Genomic DNA, 15,010 nt, shown 5'->3' on the forward strand with positions numbered 1-15,010 from the left:
AAAAAGAATAGCAGCTAGCGTAGGACCAATATGCGCTAGAGGCACTTTTCATGGCTATTTAACAGCCCCGTCTACTGTGCTGAACCCTTGGTTAAACCGGTAGGCCAGCCCTCTACAATCAGCCTCTGGCACCTTGTCAGCAGCGCTTTGTTTTTAGTGCCCTGTGCCGAAGTCCTGCACCTGTTCCTCTCATTTTTTATCTTTTCTGGAGTACCCCCAAAATGTTTTCTTCTGACGACGACACCGACCACGGCGTAGTGCTGGCTATCTTGTTTGGCGTGGTGGCGGCCATCATCGGCCTGGTGATCGGCCTGGGCATCTACAAAACCCATGTACCCAAACCCGCCGCCATGGCGGAGGTGGAAGTGGTGGAGATCGACGGTGCCAGCGTCAAGATAGTGGACGGCATCGTCAAGTTCTACTTCGCCACCGCCAAGGCCGACATTGCCGCCGGTGCCAACGATGCCCTGGTCGAAGTGGTCAAGCTGGGTGCGGCTGGCAAGTCGGTGCGCGTCAGCGGTTTCCATGATGCTACCGGTGACCTGGCCAAGAACCAGGAACTGGCCAAGCAGCGCGCGATTGCCGTGCGCGACACCCTGGTCGCCCTGGGCGTGGCCGCCGACAAGATCGAGCTGGTCAAGCCCGAAGCCATGACCGGCACCGGCAGCAACGCCGAAGCCCGCCGCGTGGAAGTGGTGGTTATCCAGTAAACCCAGCCTGCCCATCCAAAAAGCCGCACCGCCCTGGCAGAGGGCGGTGCGGCTTTTTTTGATGGGCTGAACGAGGAGTGCGCTTACACCACGTCCACTTCCACCCGACGCGCTTCGGCCGGTGGGCCATCGGCCTGGGTTTGTTCGGGCTTTTTCAGTTCGATCTTGTCCTCGGCCACGCCCAGGGCGACCAGGGCATCGCGCACGGCCAGGGCGCGCTGCTTGGCCAGTTCTTCGTTTTTGGTCGCATCGCCCGAGGCATCGTGGTAGCCGCTGACCACGGCTTTTTTGCCTTCGGTCACGGCAGTGGCGACATCGGCCAGCGCGGCAGCGGCACCGCCCGCCAGTTCGGCCTTGCCGGTGGCAAAGTAGAACTTGACCACGCCGTTGGCTACCGTGATGGACGCGCTGTCGCTCATCGCCGCCACCGGGGCCGAGGCGTGTACGGCGGGGGCCGATGCTGCTGCCCCTTTATTTCCGCCGTGGATCTGCATCACGAGCGGCACGATCAGCAGGGCCACGATGTTGATGATCTTGATCAGCGGATTGACGGCTGGGCCGGCGGTGTCCTTGTACGGGTCACCCACGGTGTCGCCGGTCACGGCGGCCTTGTGGGTCTCGCTGCCCTTGCCGCCATGGTGGCCGTCTTCGATGTACTTCTTGGCGTTGTCCCAGGCGCCGCCGCCGGTGCACATGCTGATGGCCACAAACAGGCCGGTGACGATGGTGCCCATCAGCAGACCACCCAGCGCCGCCGGGCCGAGCAGCAGGCCTACCAGGATCGGCACCACGACCGGCAACAGGCTGGGCACCATCATTTCCTTGATGGCCGCTGTCGTCAGCATGTCTACCGCCTTGCCGTACTCGGGCTTGGCCGTGCCTTCCATGATGCCGGGGATCTCGCGGAACTGGCGGCGCACTTCCACCACCACGCTGCCCGCCGCGCGGCCCACGGCCTCCATGGCCATCGCGCCAAACAGGTAGGGGATCAGCCCGCCGATGAACAGGCCGATGATCACCATCGGATTGCTCAAATCAAAGCTGATGGTGTGGCCGTAGGCTTCCAGCTTGTGGGTGTAGTCGGCAAACAGCACCAGCGCGGCCAGTCCGGCCGAGCCGATGGCGTAGCCCTTGGTGACGGCCTTGGTGGTGTTGCCCACGGCATCCAGCGGGTCGGTCACGTCACGTACGCTTTTCGGCATTTCGGCCATCTCGGCGATGCCGCCTGCGTTATCGGTGATGGGGCCGTAGGCATCCAGCGCCACCACGATGCCCGCCATGCTGAGCATGGACGTGGCTGCAATCGCTATGCCGTACAGGCCCGCCAGGTGGAACGACACCCAGATGGCGATGCACACAAAAATCACCGGCCAGGCGGTGGAGCGCATCGATACGCCCAGCCCGGCAATGATGTTGGTGCCGTGCCCGGTGGTCGATGCCTGGGCGATGTGCTGCACCGGAGCGTACTGCGTGCCGGTGTAGTACTCGGTGATCCACACCAGGGCGGCGGTGAGCACCAGGCCGACGGCGCAGGCCCCGTACAGCTTCATGGCCGCACCGGTGCCGCCCAGCGCGTTGTCAGGCACTAGTGCGTTGGTAATGAAGTAGAAGGCGATGAGCGACAGCACACCCGCCACCGCCAAGCCCTTGTACAGCGCGGGCATCACGTTCTTCATGCCGGGCGAGGCCACCACAAAGAAGCAGCCAATGATGCTGGCCACGATGGACACGGCACCCAGAGCCAGCGGGTACACCACCGTAGCCGCGCCTCCGCCCGAGGCTAGCAGCGCGCCCAGCACCATGGTGGCAATCAGCGTGACGGCATAGGTTTCAAACAGGTCGGCGGCCATCCCGGCGCAATCGCCCACGTTGTCGCCCACGTTGTCGGCAATCACCGCCGGGTTGCGCGGGTCGTCTTCGGGGATGCCGGCCTCCACCTTGCCCACCAGGTCGGCACCCACGTCCGCGCCCTTGGTGAAGATGCCGCCGCCCAGCCGCGCGAAGATGGAGATCAGCGACGAGCCAAAGGCAAAGCCGATCAGCGGGTTCAGCCGTGCTGCCGTGGGTGCGCCATCGGGTACCAGAAACCAGTAAAAGCCGGTCACGCCCAGCAGGCCCAGTCCCACCACCAGCATGCCAGTGATGGCCCCGCCGCGAAACGCCACCGTGAGCGCCGGGCCAATGCCCTTGGTGGCGGCCTGGGCGGTGCGCACATTGGCCCGTACCGACACGTTCATGCCGATGAATCCGCAAGCGCCTGAAAGCACCGCGCCCACCACAAAGCCGATGGCCGAGAGTCCGTCGAGAAACAGCCCGATCAGCACCGCCAGCACTACCCCGACGACGGTGATGGTGCGGTACTGTCGGGCCAGGTAGGCCGCTGCGCCGGTTTGAATAGCGGCAGCAATTTCTTGCATCCGCGCGTTGCCTGCGTCTTGGGAAAGGATCCAGCTGCGGGCCCAAAAGCCGTAGGCCACCGCGATGAAGCCACAAATAAGCGCCAGTATGAGCGCCGTGTTACCTGCCATAGGATGAATCTCCTGAGTCGTTGTCGCGAGGTGGGGGCGCAACGCTAGCGAGGCCCCCGCTGCGTTGCTTCCTCGCAACCCCGGCAGAGCAGGGAGACGATTGGCCAACCTAAGCAATATACGGTGCAATGCGGCATAAAGTCACACGGCTAGGGGTATGTCCTAGGCTGGTTTGGCGCGTCGGTGCTCTGTCAGGGTCGTGCCAGCGGGCTAGGGCAAAATATGCGCCTGTATAAAAGCCGATTCATCCACTCCCAGCGAAGAAGACAACCATGTCCCTGAACCTCGTTCCTCCCGGTAAAAACGCCCCTGATGCTTTTAACGTCGTCATCGAAATTCCGATGAATGCCGACCCGATCAAGTACGAAGTGGACAAAGAGTCCGGCGCGATTTTTGTCGACCGCTTCATGACCACGGCCATGCACTACCCGACCAACTACGGTTACGTGCCCCAGACCCTGAGCGGCGACGGCGACCCGGTCGACGTGCTGGTGATCACCCCCTACCCGCTGTTCCCCGGCGTGGTGGTGACCTGCCGCCCCATCGGCATCCTGATGATGGAAGACGAAGCCGGCGTGGACGGCAAAGTGCTGGCCGTGCCTACCGACAAAATTTTGCCCATCTACACCCACTGGCAAAAAATCGAAGACGTGAACCAGATGCGCCTCAAGGCCATTAGCCATTTTTTCGAACACTACAAAGACCTGGAAAAAGGCAAGTGGGTCAAGGTGATTGGCTGGGAAGGCATTGACGCCGCCAAGAAAGAAATCACCGACGGCATGGCCAACTACATCAAGTCCAAGGCTTGATATTTAAGCCAAATTGGCACCTAGCGTAGGTACTGCCTGCACTAGGTGCTATTTTTTTGATAGTACCTGCATGAAAAGTAAATCCAGCAGCGGCGGCCTGGTCTATTCCACCGACACCGGCCGCATGTGCCCGGTCTGCCGCCAGCCCATCGCCCAGTGCACCTGCGGCCAAAAGCCTGCACCCAAAACCGATGGCATCGTCCGTGTATCGCGCGAAACCAAGGGTCGGGCGGGCAAGGGCGTGACTTTGGTGAAAGGCCTGCCGTTGGATATGGCCGGTTTGACCGCCTTGGGCAAGCAACTCAAAGCCGCCTGCGGCAGCGGTGGCACGGTGAAAGAAGGCGTGATTGAAGTGCAGGGCGACCACGTTGACACCGTCATCGGACTGTTGCAGAAGCAGGGGTATGTGGTCAAGCGGGCGGGTGGGTAAGGCGCAATGGCCATCCTGACCGTTACCGCGCGCGGGCAAATGACTTTGAAAAAAGATGTGCTGCAACAACTCGGCATCCGGTCTGGTGACAAGATCCAGGTGGATTTTCTGCCGGATGGTCGGGTCGCTCTCAGAGCGGCCCAGCTTGAGTGCGCACCGGATGCCTTTGTTGGTCAACTGGTGGGGCGAAGCTCCAAGCTTGCCAGCATCGACGAAATCAACACCGCCACTGCCCAAGGCTGGGCTGGAATCAGTTGAGGGTTGGTGCTAGCGGGAGCATTTTTGAATACATAAAGCGCCCCTTTGCCATCCAGATGAGGATCGGCTTCTTCGGGTCATCTGCAAGCGATGTCATGTTGTTGGGATCATTGTCCTGAAACCAAATGTAGGTCTTGCCCTGGTGCATGGAGGGACTGCCCAAATTCCGAGTTAAAAATTCCAGCGCAGATTGGTAGTTGAGTACAGACAGTTTTTGGGCAAATTCTTGCTCTTGTTTTGACATGGCGGCCACGGCCTCCTGGTTTCTGGCAGCGGCAGATGCCATGGGATTGAACCCATACAACAGCTTATTGAGTAGGCCATCTGAGCTCTTAACATCGAAAATATCCATGAGTTCTTCGTAGTAGCCCAATGCTCGCTCACGCTCTTCCGTATCTGCGTCTTCAAATGCGGCAAATGCTGCCTTGAATTCCTCAAGTAATGGAGCTTTAGGTTCGGGCTTGTCCGCAATGGTGATAAGTCGCGTAGCAAGCGCGTTCATCAACGATTCGTAGCGGGTTTTGTCCTGTTCGTTGGGCGCTCCAGGGTAGGCACCATCGGCAAAGAATTTATCTTTCGCAATGAATGCCAAGAGTGCTTGTTTCTGCGGCTTGGCGGTTTCAGACACGGTTATCTCTCTTATCGGTTGGGCTGTGGCGAGGCTGGAAAGAAGCCAGAGTAGGGTCAGTAGTGTTTTGGTTTGAAATGTGTACATCAGCGATCCAGGACGGTCAAGCAATCGTACCCAAACACCCCGCTAGCAAACGCTCCATCACCCACGTCGCCCGCTGCGCCGTGTGCCCCATGGACGGGTGGGTATACAGCCCGTCCATGTGCTTTTGCATGTTTTCGATGTGAAAGAACTGGATGTTCTCGGGGTGGGCGATCTCGCGGCTTTGGGTGCCTGCGGCGTTGCGTAGCTGCACCGGCTGCTCACCGAAGACCGAGAAGCGGATTTCGCCCGTGCTGCCGTGGATCACCACTTCGTCCAGCGCCTGCGCCGCGCCGAAGTTCCAGTAACCTGAGCCGGTCGCGCCGCTGGCAAACTGCCACACCCCGGTGGCGGCATCGGCGGCTGCGTAGAGGGCTTGCTGGTTGGTACGAATGCCGTGGGCGGCAGAGATGTCGCCTAACAGGTGCAGCATCAAATCCAGGCCGTGGCTGGCCAGATCTTCAAAGTAGCCGCCGGGGGCGAAGGCGGGGTCGGTGCGCCAGTTGGGCGTGTGGGCCTTGTCTGCGGCGTTGGGCATGCGGGCAAAAGACCAGTGGACGTGGCGCACGTCGCCAATCTCGCCCGCTGCCAACCAGTCTTTCACCTGCGCAAAGCGCGGCAGCGAGCGGCGGTAGTAGGAGACGAACAGCGGCAGCCCGGCGGCTTCGAAGGCGGTGGTCATCTCCAGGCATGCGCGGTGGCTGGGGGCCATGGGTTTTTCCACGCAGCAGACCTTGCCTGCGGCGGCCACTTTCAAGGCGTAGAAATGGTGGCTGTCGGGCGGGGTGGCGATGTAGACGGCGTTGACCTCGGGGTCGTGGATCAATGCGTCGGCGTCCGAATACCAGCGCGGCACGCCGTGACGCTCGGCGTAGGATTGGGCCAGCGCGGCGTTGCGGCGCATCACGGCGACCAGTCGGGAACCGGCCACCTTGTTGAAGGCCGGGCCGCTTTTGAGCTCGGTGACCTTGCCGCAGCCGATGATGCCCCAGGCTAATGGGGTGTGGGTTGGGTGCATGGGGCCAGTGTAAAGTGCCCGCCATGGACTCCGATCAACTCCAACGCCTCGTCACCGTGACCATGCCCTTCGGCAAATACCAGGGCACGGTAATTGCCGATTTACCCGGCAACTACCTCAACTGGTTCGCCCGCGAAGGCTTTCCCAAAACCGATATCGGCCGATTACTAGCGTTAATGCACGAGATCGACCACAACGGGTTGTCGGAACTGCTGCGCCCACTGCGCTGAAAAAGCTGCCAAATCTGTGGTCGAACAGTGTAGGGAGATGTATGTAGCGCACCCTACAATGGCTGCCTGTATCGACACTCTCCAGGACCCCGCACTTGCAGTTTGCCTCGCCTACTTACCAAGCCGATCCGCTGGCCGATGCTACCATCGCCGACATACTGGGCGAGTGGGCCCCAGTGCCCGACACCTCCGGTATTTCCGATACCGCCGGTTCAGCAGCGTGGACGCTGGCGCACGCCGAGCAATGGTTGCGGATTGCGCAAGTCAACCGCCTCATCGGCCAGTGGCAGAGTAATGCCGATCTGGTTGGCTGGCAGGCACCAGCTGGCACCCCACCCGACATTGCCAGCGCGCTGCAAGCCTATCTGCAGTCCGCCCAGGTGCTGCCCAGCTGGGCCGACCTGGCCAAGATCCAGCGCGCCGAAGTGCTGTTCATGGACTACGGGGCTTTGTCGTGCGTGCTGCTGTTTTGCTCTAGCCTGCCGGAATGCTATGTGGTGCCGGACCTGGCCGCCGTGCTGCAAGACACTGGCCAACTGGTGCAGCGCACCGACTACCGCATTCGCGCCACCGCCGCCATGGTGTTCCCAGTGATGCTGCACGGCGGGCTGACCGATGCCAGCGGCAGCGGCGTGGCCCAGGTGCTCAAAGTGCGACTGATCCATGCGATGGTGCGCAACCTCATCTTGCGGGGCAGCCCTGCCGCCGCGCTGCAGTCCAGCACCGCCGGGCCGTTGCCCGCCTTGGAAGGGAACTCTCAGGACATGTACCAGACCTTGTTCGCCCGTGGCTGGAATACCGCGGCCGACGGCTTGCCCTGCAACCAGCAAGAGTTGGCTTATACCTTGCTCACCTTTGGCTATGTTTTTTTACGCAGCTTGCGCCGACTCGGGCTGGCACTGCCCGCGGCGGACGAGGAGGCCTATCTGCATGCCTGGAACGTGGTGGGCCATGTGCTGGGCATCGACCGCTGCCTGATGGCCGACACCATGGTGCAGGCTGAAGCTCTGTTTACCCGTTTCCAGGTGGATGGCCAGACCCACCCGGTCACGCCCGATCCGCGGCCCCACCTGGCCCTGGCCTTGATGAACGCCATGGAGCAGGCCATTCCCTGGCGGCTGGTGCGGCCGTTCCCGGTGCTGATGACGGGCTATCTGTGCGGTGCCGCCACCCTGCAGGCGTTGGGTTTGACCGGGCGGGTGGGCTGGCTGCCGCGGATGGCGTTTGCGCTGGGCATGCTGCTGGTGCGTGGCATCGACGGTGTGGTCCGCTGGGTGCTTCCCGGGTTTTCGATCGCACGCTGCATCACCCGCATACTGGGCTACCAGTTCATGGCACGGGTGCTAATGGACCAGATCCGGCCACTGAAGCTGCCGCAGCGCCTGCTGGACCAGATGGGCGGCATGATGGCGCACTGGAGCGACGACCCCCATGCACCCCGCTGGTTGAACGCGCTGGAAGACCGTTTTACGACGCGGGGCAGCTGGCGCACGCCGCCGCGCCCCATCTAGGCCAGAGGTACCTGCCATGCAAGCTCAGGCCTCCATGTTCCTTGCCCGCTGCGGGTTGCGCCCGCTTATGCATGTACTTGGGCATGGGCTTAAACGCATAGCGGCTTGGGCCGCCGTGTGCATGCTGGCGGCTGTGCCGCTGCTGGGCGGGGCCGCAGTGCTGGTGGTCGATGAAAACACGCCCCGCGTAGACCTGTGGTCGGCGGTGGAGATGCTGCCCGATCCGGGCCGTCAGATGGATATTGCGCAAGCCTTGGCCGCCACCGCCCGGTTTCAGCCGCCGCGCGGTGTCCATGCCTCGCTGGGGCTGCGCCCGGAGCCGGTGTGGCTGCGGGTACCTTTTACCCTGGCTGCATCCGCTGGTGACCGCTGGGTGATGGATGTCGATTACCCGGTGCTGAACCGTGTGGATGCCTATTTGGTACGCCAGGGCCAGATAGAGCAGCAGGTGCAGTTAGGCAACCTGCAGGTGCGTCCTGGCTACCCGCGTGCCTCGCGCTCGCACAGCATGGCCATGCAACTGGAGCCGGGCCAGAGCTACACGCTGCTGCTGCGTATCGAAACCACCGGGGCCATGCTGGTCCCCATTACCCTGAGCACGCCCGAGGCGTTTTTGGTGGCTGCGCTGCGCGAGCAGATGCTGCAGGGCATGATGGTGGGCTTGTCGCTGTGCCTGCTGGCCTACAGCCTGTCGCACTGGCTGGGGCTGCGGGACTGGGTGTTCCTGAAATATGCACTGGTGGTGACCGGCGGCTTGTTGTTTTCGCTGCTGCAGTTTGGCGTGGGTGCGCAGTATGTTTGGCCTGGCAACCTCTGGATGGAGCTGCACATGGCACCGCTGTCGGCTTTGCTGTCGGCCTGTGGATTTTTCTTGTTTTTTGAACATGTACTGGCCGGACCGGACAGGCACCGGTTTTTTAGCCGGGCCATGGAGACCGGTGCCGCACTGACATTGCTGGTGGCGCTGGTGTTTGCGCTAGACCTTATCAACACCCGCACTGTCAGCGCCTTGATTGGCGTGCTGGGCCTTGCTCCCACCTTGATGGCCTTGCCGGGGGCGTTTCGCCACGTACGCAAAGGCGATTCCATGGGCATCTATATTTTGCTCGGCGCGTTGCTGTACTTCGCCGCCGCGGCCACCATGACCGGCGTGATTTTTGGCCACGTGGCCCTGAATGCCTGGACGCAGCATTCGGTTCAACTGGCCACCCTGCTGGACACCATGCTGCTCATGCGCCTGCTGAGTCAGCGTACCAATGCTGCCCAGCACGCGGCCCGGCACGCTAACCAGGAGCGTGATGTGATGCATTCCTTGGCGCATACCGATCCGCTGACCGGTTTGCCAAACCGGCGCGGGCTGAGTGCCTCGCTGACGGCCGCACTGCCACACTGCACCATCGACAAGATCGTGGCCATTTTTGTGCTGGACCTGGATGGCTTCAAGCCGGTGAACGACCAGTACGGCCACGATGTGGGCGATGAGCTGCTGATCGCCGTTGCCGCCCGGCTGCAAGAGCTGATGCGCAGCAACGATGTGGTGGCCCGCCTGGGCGGCGATGAGTTCGTCGTCATGGCCAGCGGCCTGCACAAGGCGGAGCAGGCGCAGGACTTGGGCCAAAAGCTGCTGGATGCGTTTCGCGCGCCGTTTCAATTGGCCGTGCACCGCTGCCAGGTCGGCCTGACCATTGGGTATGCGCTGGCACCGCGCGATGGCAGCGATGCGCAAACCCTGCTCAAACGCGCCGATGCGGGCATGTACCTGGGCAAGCAGGAGGGCAAGCACTGCCTGCGGCGCATCGAAACCGCGCAGGTCGATGGCGGCCTGCTGCAAGCCTGGACCGCAGTTAACGGCGTTGCAAGTCCGCGCGCAGCTCGGCTGTAATCTGGTACGAGCGCAGCCGGGCTGCGTGGTCGTAGATTTGCGAGGTCAGCATCAGCTCGTCGGCCCCGGTCTGCTCCAAAAAGCCCTGCAAGGCCCGTCGCACCGTGTCGGGTGAACCCACCGCGGCACACGACAGCGCCTGTGCAATCATGCTGCGCTCCGGCGGCTGCAGGCGCTCGGCAAAGCCGTCCACCGGCGGCTGCAGCAGCGACGGGCGGCCGCTGCGCAGGTTCACAAAGGCCTGCTGCAGCGAGCTGAACAGAAATTGCCCCGCCGCGTCGGTATCGGCGGCAAACACGTTGAAGCCCAGCATCACGTAAGGTTTGGCGAGCTGCTTGGACGGCTTGAAGCGGGCGCGGTAGATGGCAATCGCGTTCATCAGGTCGCCCGGTGCAAAGTGCGAGGCAAAGGCGTAGGGCAGGCCTAGCTCGGCGGCCAGTTGCGCGCCAAAGGTGCTCGATCCCAAGATCCACAGCGGCACCTCCAGGCCCGCGCCCGGCACGGCGCGCAGGGTCTGGCCGGGTTCTACAGGGGCAAAGTAGCGTTGCAGCTCGACCACATCGTTGGGAAACTGCTGGGCATCGCTTTGCAGGTCACGGCGCAGGGCGCGTGCCGTGGCTTGGTCGGAGCCCGGGGCGCGGCCCAGGCCCAGGTCGATGCGGCCCGGAAACAGCGACTCCAGCGTGCCGAACTGCTCGGCAATCACCAGCGGCGAGTGGTTGGGCAGCATCACGCCCCCGGCCCCCACGCGGATGGTGCGCGTGCCTGCCGCTACATGTCCCATGACCACAGCGGTGGCCGCGCTGGCAATGCCGCGCATGCCGTGGTGCTCGGCCAGCCAGTAGCGCTGGTAGCCCCAGCGTTCGGCGTGCTGCGCCAGGTCCAGGGTGTTGCGAAACGAGTCGGCAGCGGTGCCGCCTTCGACGATGGGGGCCAGGTCGAGGACTGAAAAGGGGATCATGGTAAATCTATATAAAAAGTCGCCCCAGCGTATAATTTGTATGCGCTAGTAGCTATCAAAAAAGAAGCATTGAGGTGGTGTAGTGCGCCACCGGCATAGTTTGCAGTTGGGGGCGATTTGGCCCAGCGCAACACCACACTAATCGTTTACTGACGCACTCCAGCGGTCGCCCCAGCCGTTGCCCGCCTGGTCCAGGTCCCGGCGCTGGCGTTTGGTGGGGCGGCCATGGTCCAGGCTGTGGGCGGGTTCGGGGGCCAGGCGGCGCTGTTCGGCGGCGGCGGTACGGGCCTGCAGGCTGTCGGCGGTTTCGGCGTACAGGGCCTGGGCCACGGGGGCCGGACCACGGGCCTGGCTGATACCCACCACCTCGATGGTGCGGACCACCGGGCCCTGGCGCAGGGTCAGCAGGTCGCCGGGTTTGACCTCGCGGGCGGGTTTCACGTCCTGCCCGGCTATTTGCACCCGGCCCTTGTTGACTTCTTCGGTGGCCAGACTGCGGGTTTTATAAAAGCGTGCGGCCCAGAGCCACTTATCAATGCGTAATTTTTCCATGGTTATGTGGCACACCCCCAGGCTGCAGTGCTGCGCATCTTTCGCCAACCCCCTTGCAGGGGGCAACACCAGCAGCCTGGCAGAGCCAGTTCTGCGGTGTTTCTGGAAGGCGTGCGTTCTGGCCGACGGTGAGGGGGCGAGTGGTTATCCATAGTCACGTATTTTGAACTAACGGTAACCGGACTGTGGCATCCAGGCCTAGGTGTTGGCCCTGCTGCACCCGGTTCACCAGCGCGATGCTGCCGCCCAGGGCCAGCACGATCTCATGGCAGATGGCCAAGCCCATGCCGGAGCCGTGCTGCACGTCGCCCGCAGAAAACGGCTGGTACAGGCGCTGGGCCAGATCGGAGCTGATGCCGGGGCCGCTGTCGGCGATGCACAGGTGGGCCTGCGCTCCGTCGGCCACCAGTGCCACATCCAGCGCGCTGCCTGCCGGGGTTTGCTTGATGGCGTTGTGCAGCAGGTTGCGGGCCAGTTCGCGCAGCATCCAGTCGTGGGCGCGCACCGGGGTGGGGGTGGTGTGGATGGCGAAGTCGATGTCTTTATCGGCCAGCAAGGGCGACAGGTCGATGGCCACGGCGCGCAGCACGGCCGACCAGTCCAACACCTCGGCGTTGGCCTGCTGGCGCAGCTGCTCCACCTTGGCCAGGGCCAGCATCTGGTTGGCCAGCACGGCGGCGCGGTCTACGGTGGCGTTGATTTCCAGCAGTGCCTGGCGCGGTTCCACGTCATTGCGCAGGGCCGACTGGACCTGGGTTTTCAGCACCGCCAGCGGCGTGCGCAGCTGGTGGGCGGTGTCGCGCACAAAGCGTTTTTGGTGGTCCAGCAGATGCTGCAGGCGGCGCATGACGTGGTTGGTGGCATCCACCAGCGGCAGCAGCTCGCGCGGTGCATCCAGGGCGCTGAGGGGGGTGAGGTCGTTTTCCTGGCGGGCCTGCAGGGTCTGGCTCAAGCGGCGCACCGGGTGGGTGGCGCGCTGCACCACCAGCACCACCACCAGCGCGATGAAGGCCACCAGCCCGGCCTGCCGCCACAGGGTGTCGAGCAGAATCTGCCGCGCCAGGGTGTGGCGCAGCTCCAGCGTTTCGGCTACCTGGATGACGGCCATGCCGCGCCCGTCGCTGGTGGCCACGGGCTGCAGCAGCACGGCCACGCGCACCGGTTCGCCGTTGACGTGGTCGTCGTAAAAGTCCACCAGGGCGGCGTAGGCCGGTTTGGCGGGGATGGTGCCGCGCCAAAACGGCAGCACGGCATAGCCCGACACCATCTCACCGCGCAGGCTGGACACGCGGTAATAGATATTGCTTTTGTTGTCGGCCTCGAAGGCTTCCAGGGCCGAATACGGCACGGTGGCGTGCAGCACGGCGGCTTCGTCGTAGCCGTCCACGTCCAGCAGCTCGCCGATCGATTTGGCCGAGGCCAGCAGGGTGCGGTCGTAGGCGGTGGTGACGGCGGCCAGCGCCTGCTGGTACAGGCTGACGGTGTTGATGCCGACCACGGCGATGACCGGCAGCAGAATTCCCAGCAGCAGGGTGCGGCGCAATGAGCGAACGGGTTGGACGGGTTGGACCATCATCCCTCGGCCTTCAGCAGATAGCCCAGGCCGCGCAGCGTCATCAGCCGCACGCCAGTGTTGGCCAGCTTTTTGCGCAGCCGGTAGGCTATCACTTCGATGGCTTCAAATTGCACCTCTTGCGCGCCGGGAAAGACCAGCTCAAACAGCCGCTCCTTCGTGACCGCGTGGCCGGGCTGGGCCAGTAGCGGGCGCAGCAGGGCCAGCTCGCGCGGGCTGAGGTCCATGGCCTGGTCACGGTGGTAGACGGCGCCGCTCTCTTTTTCATAGCGCAAGGTGCCGACGCTAATTGCGCTGGAGGCCGATTTTTCTTCAAAGTCCCCTGCAGTGTCTGCACTGCGCCGGGCCAGGGCGCGCAGCCGGGCTTCCAGCTCTTCCAGGTCAAACGGCTTGGGCAGGTAGTCGTCGGCCCCGGCGTTCAGGCCCAGCACCTTGTCGCCGACCGTGCCGCGCGCGGTGAGGATCAGCACGGGGGTGCGCATGCCCGCTTTGCGGGCGGCGGCCAGCACCTGCAGGCCGTCCATACCGGGCAGGCTCAGATCCAGCAGCACCACGTCGGGCGGCGACTCCAGCCACAGAGCCAGGGCCTCGCGGCCATCGCCGCAGGCCTGGATGCGCATATGGCGGCGGCCAAGGGCCCGGACCAGGGTGGTTTGCATGGCGGGATCGTCTTCGACAAGGAGTAGGCGCATAGGCCGACATTAGACCGTGAACAAGCTACTAGCATTTCCCCTAGTAGCTTTCGACAGCGAACTGACAGGCAGGCCTTGCATGATCACGCCATGAGGACTTACGCAGCGCCCTCTGTGTCGCCCGCTGGGCGTACAGAGGGTCTTGCGAAAGTCCTGACTATTCCAAATTACCAGGAAACTGCGATGCGCCGTGCTGAATTCTTAAAGTCGTTGGCCATGCTGGCCGCTGCCGGAACCTTGCCCTTGGCCGCCCGTGCCGGGGCCAATATCAAGATGATGATCCCCGCCAACCCTGGCGGCGGCTGGGACACCACCGGCCGGGCGCTGGGCAAGGCCATCACCGACTCGCAGGCGGCAGACACCGTCAGCTTTGACAATAAGGGCGGTGCCGCCGGTGCGCTGGGGCTGGCCCAGTTTGTCAGCGGCAGCAAGGGCGACCCGAATGCGCTGTTGGTGATGGGCGCGGTCATGCTCGGCGGCATCATCACCGGCAAGCCGCCGGTCAGCCTCAGCCAGGCCACGCCGCTGGCGCGCCTGACCAACGAGTACAACGTGTTCGTGCTGCCGACCAACTCGCCTTTCAAAACCATGAAGGACGTGGTTGAGCAGCTCAAGAAAGACCCCGGCAGCGTGAAGTGGGGCGGCGGCTCTCGCGGCTCCACCGAGCACATTGCGGCGGCCATGATCGCCCGCGAAGTCGGTGTCGATCCGGCCAAGATCAACTACGTGGCCTTTCGGGGCGGCGGCGAGGCCACGGCGGCTATTTTGGGCGGCAACGTCACGGTGGGCGGCAGCGGCCTGAGCGAGTTCTCCGAATACATCAAGACCGGCAAGATGCGGGCGATTGCCATGACCTCGGGCACGCGCATGAAGGGCGTGGACGTGCCCACGCTGAAAGAGCAAGGCATCAACGTCGAAATCGGCAACTGGCGCGGCGTGTACGGCGCGGGCGGCATCACCCCCGAGCAGCGCAAGGCCTTGACCGAGATCGTGCTCAAGGCGGTCAAGTCCAAGTCCTGGGCCGAGGCTGTCGAGAAAAACGGCTGGACCCCGTCGGTCATCTCCGGTGCCGAGTTCGAGAAGTTTGTCGATGACGACTTCGCCAGCCTGCGCGCCACCATGGTCAAGTCGGGCATGGTGTAAG

General features: G+C 63.3%; 15 protein-coding genes. 8 read left to right on the forward strand and 7 right to left on the reverse strand.

Annotated features, from left to right (window positions below; translation table 11 throughout):
* Nucleotides 1-221: 221 nt before the first annotated feature.
* A complete protein-coding gene (locus tag AC097L_RS00305) occupies nucleotides 222-710 on the forward strand; it encodes an OmpA family protein (RefSeq protein WP_479584113.1) in 489 nt (162 codons plus the stop codon).
* A gap of 83 nt (nucleotides 711-793) precedes the next feature.
* Here AC097L_RS00305 and AC097L_RS00310 read toward each other — a convergent pair whose 3' ends face one another.
* Nucleotides 794-3,238, reverse strand: coding sequence for a sodium-translocating pyrophosphatase (locus AC097L_RS00310; protein WP_479584114.1), 2,445 nt, complete (start codon nucleotides 3,236-3,238; stop codon nucleotides 794-796).
* A gap of 272 nt (nucleotides 3,239-3,510) precedes the next feature.
* On the opposite strand from AC097L_RS00310, the gene ppa reads away from it, so the two are divergent.
* From ppa to AC097L_RS00325, 3 genes are all read left to right on the forward strand, one after another.
* Complete coding sequence (gene ppa / locus AC097L_RS00315; protein WP_295951400.1) at nucleotides 3,511-4,047, forward strand: inorganic diphosphatase; 537 nt, start codon at nucleotides 3,511-3,513, stop codon at nucleotides 4,045-4,047.
* Between the two features lie 70 nt (nucleotides 4,048-4,117).
* Entirely contained in the window at nucleotides 4,118-4,477 is a 360-nt protein-coding gene (locus tag AC097L_RS00320) for a translation initiation factor Sui1 (RefSeq protein WP_479584115.1), read from the forward strand.
* 6 nt (nucleotides 4,478-4,483) lie between these two features.
* Nucleotides 4,484-4,735, forward strand: a complete 252-nt coding sequence (locus AC097L_RS00325) for an AbrB/MazE/SpoVT family DNA-binding domain-containing protein (protein ID WP_479584116.1) — start codon at nucleotides 4,484-4,486, stop codon at nucleotides 4,733-4,735.
* Here the strand turns inward: AC097L_RS00325 and AC097L_RS00330 are convergent.
* Nucleotides 4,728-5,363 (reverse strand): DUF4844 domain-containing protein, encoded by a 636-nt coding sequence (locus AC097L_RS00330; protein ID WP_479584117.1) that lies wholly within the window; start codon nucleotides 5,361-5,363, stop codon nucleotides 4,728-4,730. The two genes, AC097L_RS00325 and AC097L_RS00330, sit on opposite strands and share 8 nt — an antisense overlap.
* 103 nt (nucleotides 5,364-5,466) lie before the next feature.
* Nucleotides 5,467-6,465, reverse strand: a complete 999-nt coding sequence (locus AC097L_RS00335) for a Gfo/Idh/MocA family protein (RefSeq protein ID WP_479584118.1) — start codon at nucleotides 6,463-6,465, stop codon at nucleotides 5,467-5,469.
* 23 nt (nucleotides 6,466-6,488) lie between these two features.
* Between AC097L_RS00335 and AC097L_RS00340 the strand changes: the two genes are divergently transcribed.
* From AC097L_RS00340 to AC097L_RS00350, 3 genes are all read left to right on the forward strand, one after another.
* Nucleotides 6,489-6,695 (forward strand): DUF3820 family protein, encoded by a 207-nt coding sequence (locus AC097L_RS00340; RefSeq protein ID WP_479584119.1) that lies wholly within the window; start codon nucleotides 6,489-6,491, stop codon nucleotides 6,693-6,695.
* 95 nt (nucleotides 6,696-6,790) lie between these two features.
* Nucleotides 6,791-8,206: an oxygenase MpaB family protein gene (locus AC097L_RS00345; protein ID WP_479584120.1), complete on the forward strand. Its 1,416-nt coding sequence runs from the start codon at nucleotides 6,791-6,793 to the stop codon at nucleotides 8,204-8,206.
* A 67-nt stretch (nucleotides 8,207-8,273) separates the two neighbouring features.
* Nucleotides 8,274-10,088: a diguanylate cyclase domain-containing protein gene (locus AC097L_RS00350; RefSeq protein ID WP_479584121.1), complete on the forward strand. Its 1,815-nt coding sequence runs from the start codon at nucleotides 8,274-8,276 to the stop codon at nucleotides 10,086-10,088.
* On the opposite strand, the gene AC097L_RS00355 is transcribed toward AC097L_RS00350, so the two are convergent.
* From AC097L_RS00355 to AC097L_RS00370, 4 genes are all read right to left on the reverse strand, one after another.
* Nucleotides 10,051-11,049: an LLM class flavin-dependent oxidoreductase gene (locus AC097L_RS00355; protein ID WP_479584122.1), complete on the reverse strand. Its 999-nt coding sequence runs from the start codon at nucleotides 11,047-11,049 to the stop codon at nucleotides 10,051-10,053. The two genes, AC097L_RS00350 and AC097L_RS00355, sit on opposite strands and share 38 nt — an antisense overlap.
* A 138-nt stretch (nucleotides 11,050-11,187) precedes the next feature.
* On the reverse strand, nucleotides 11,188-11,601 hold the full coding sequence (locus AC097L_RS00360; protein WP_479584123.1) for an RNA-binding S4 domain-containing protein: 414 nt from the start codon (nucleotides 11,599-11,601) through the stop codon (nucleotides 11,188-11,190).
* 154 nt (nucleotides 11,602-11,755) lie between these two features.
* The gene (locus AC097L_RS00365; RefSeq protein WP_479584124.1) at nucleotides 11,756-13,177 is read right to left on the reverse strand and encodes a sensor histidine kinase; all 1,422 of its coding nucleotides are present in this window, start codon (nucleotides 13,175-13,177) and stop codon (nucleotides 11,756-11,758) included.
* Nucleotides 13,174-13,866 (reverse strand): response regulator, encoded by a 693-nt coding sequence (locus tag AC097L_RS00370; protein WP_479584125.1) that lies wholly within the window; start codon nucleotides 13,864-13,866, stop codon nucleotides 13,174-13,176. Before AC097L_RS00370 ends, AC097L_RS00365 begins: the two co-directional genes overlap by 4 nt.
* Before the next feature lie 183 nt (nucleotides 13,867-14,049).
* Here AC097L_RS00370 and AC097L_RS00375 point away from each other — a divergent pair, with 183 nt between their 5' ends.
* Nucleotides 14,050-15,009, forward strand: a complete 960-nt coding sequence (locus AC097L_RS00375; RefSeq protein ID WP_479584126.1) for a Bug family tripartite tricarboxylate transporter substrate binding protein — start codon at nucleotides 14,050-14,052, stop codon at nucleotides 15,007-15,009.
* Nucleotide 15,010 lies beyond the last annotated feature (1 nt).

The organism is Rhodoferax sp. RT5P35 (assembly GCF_056521385.1).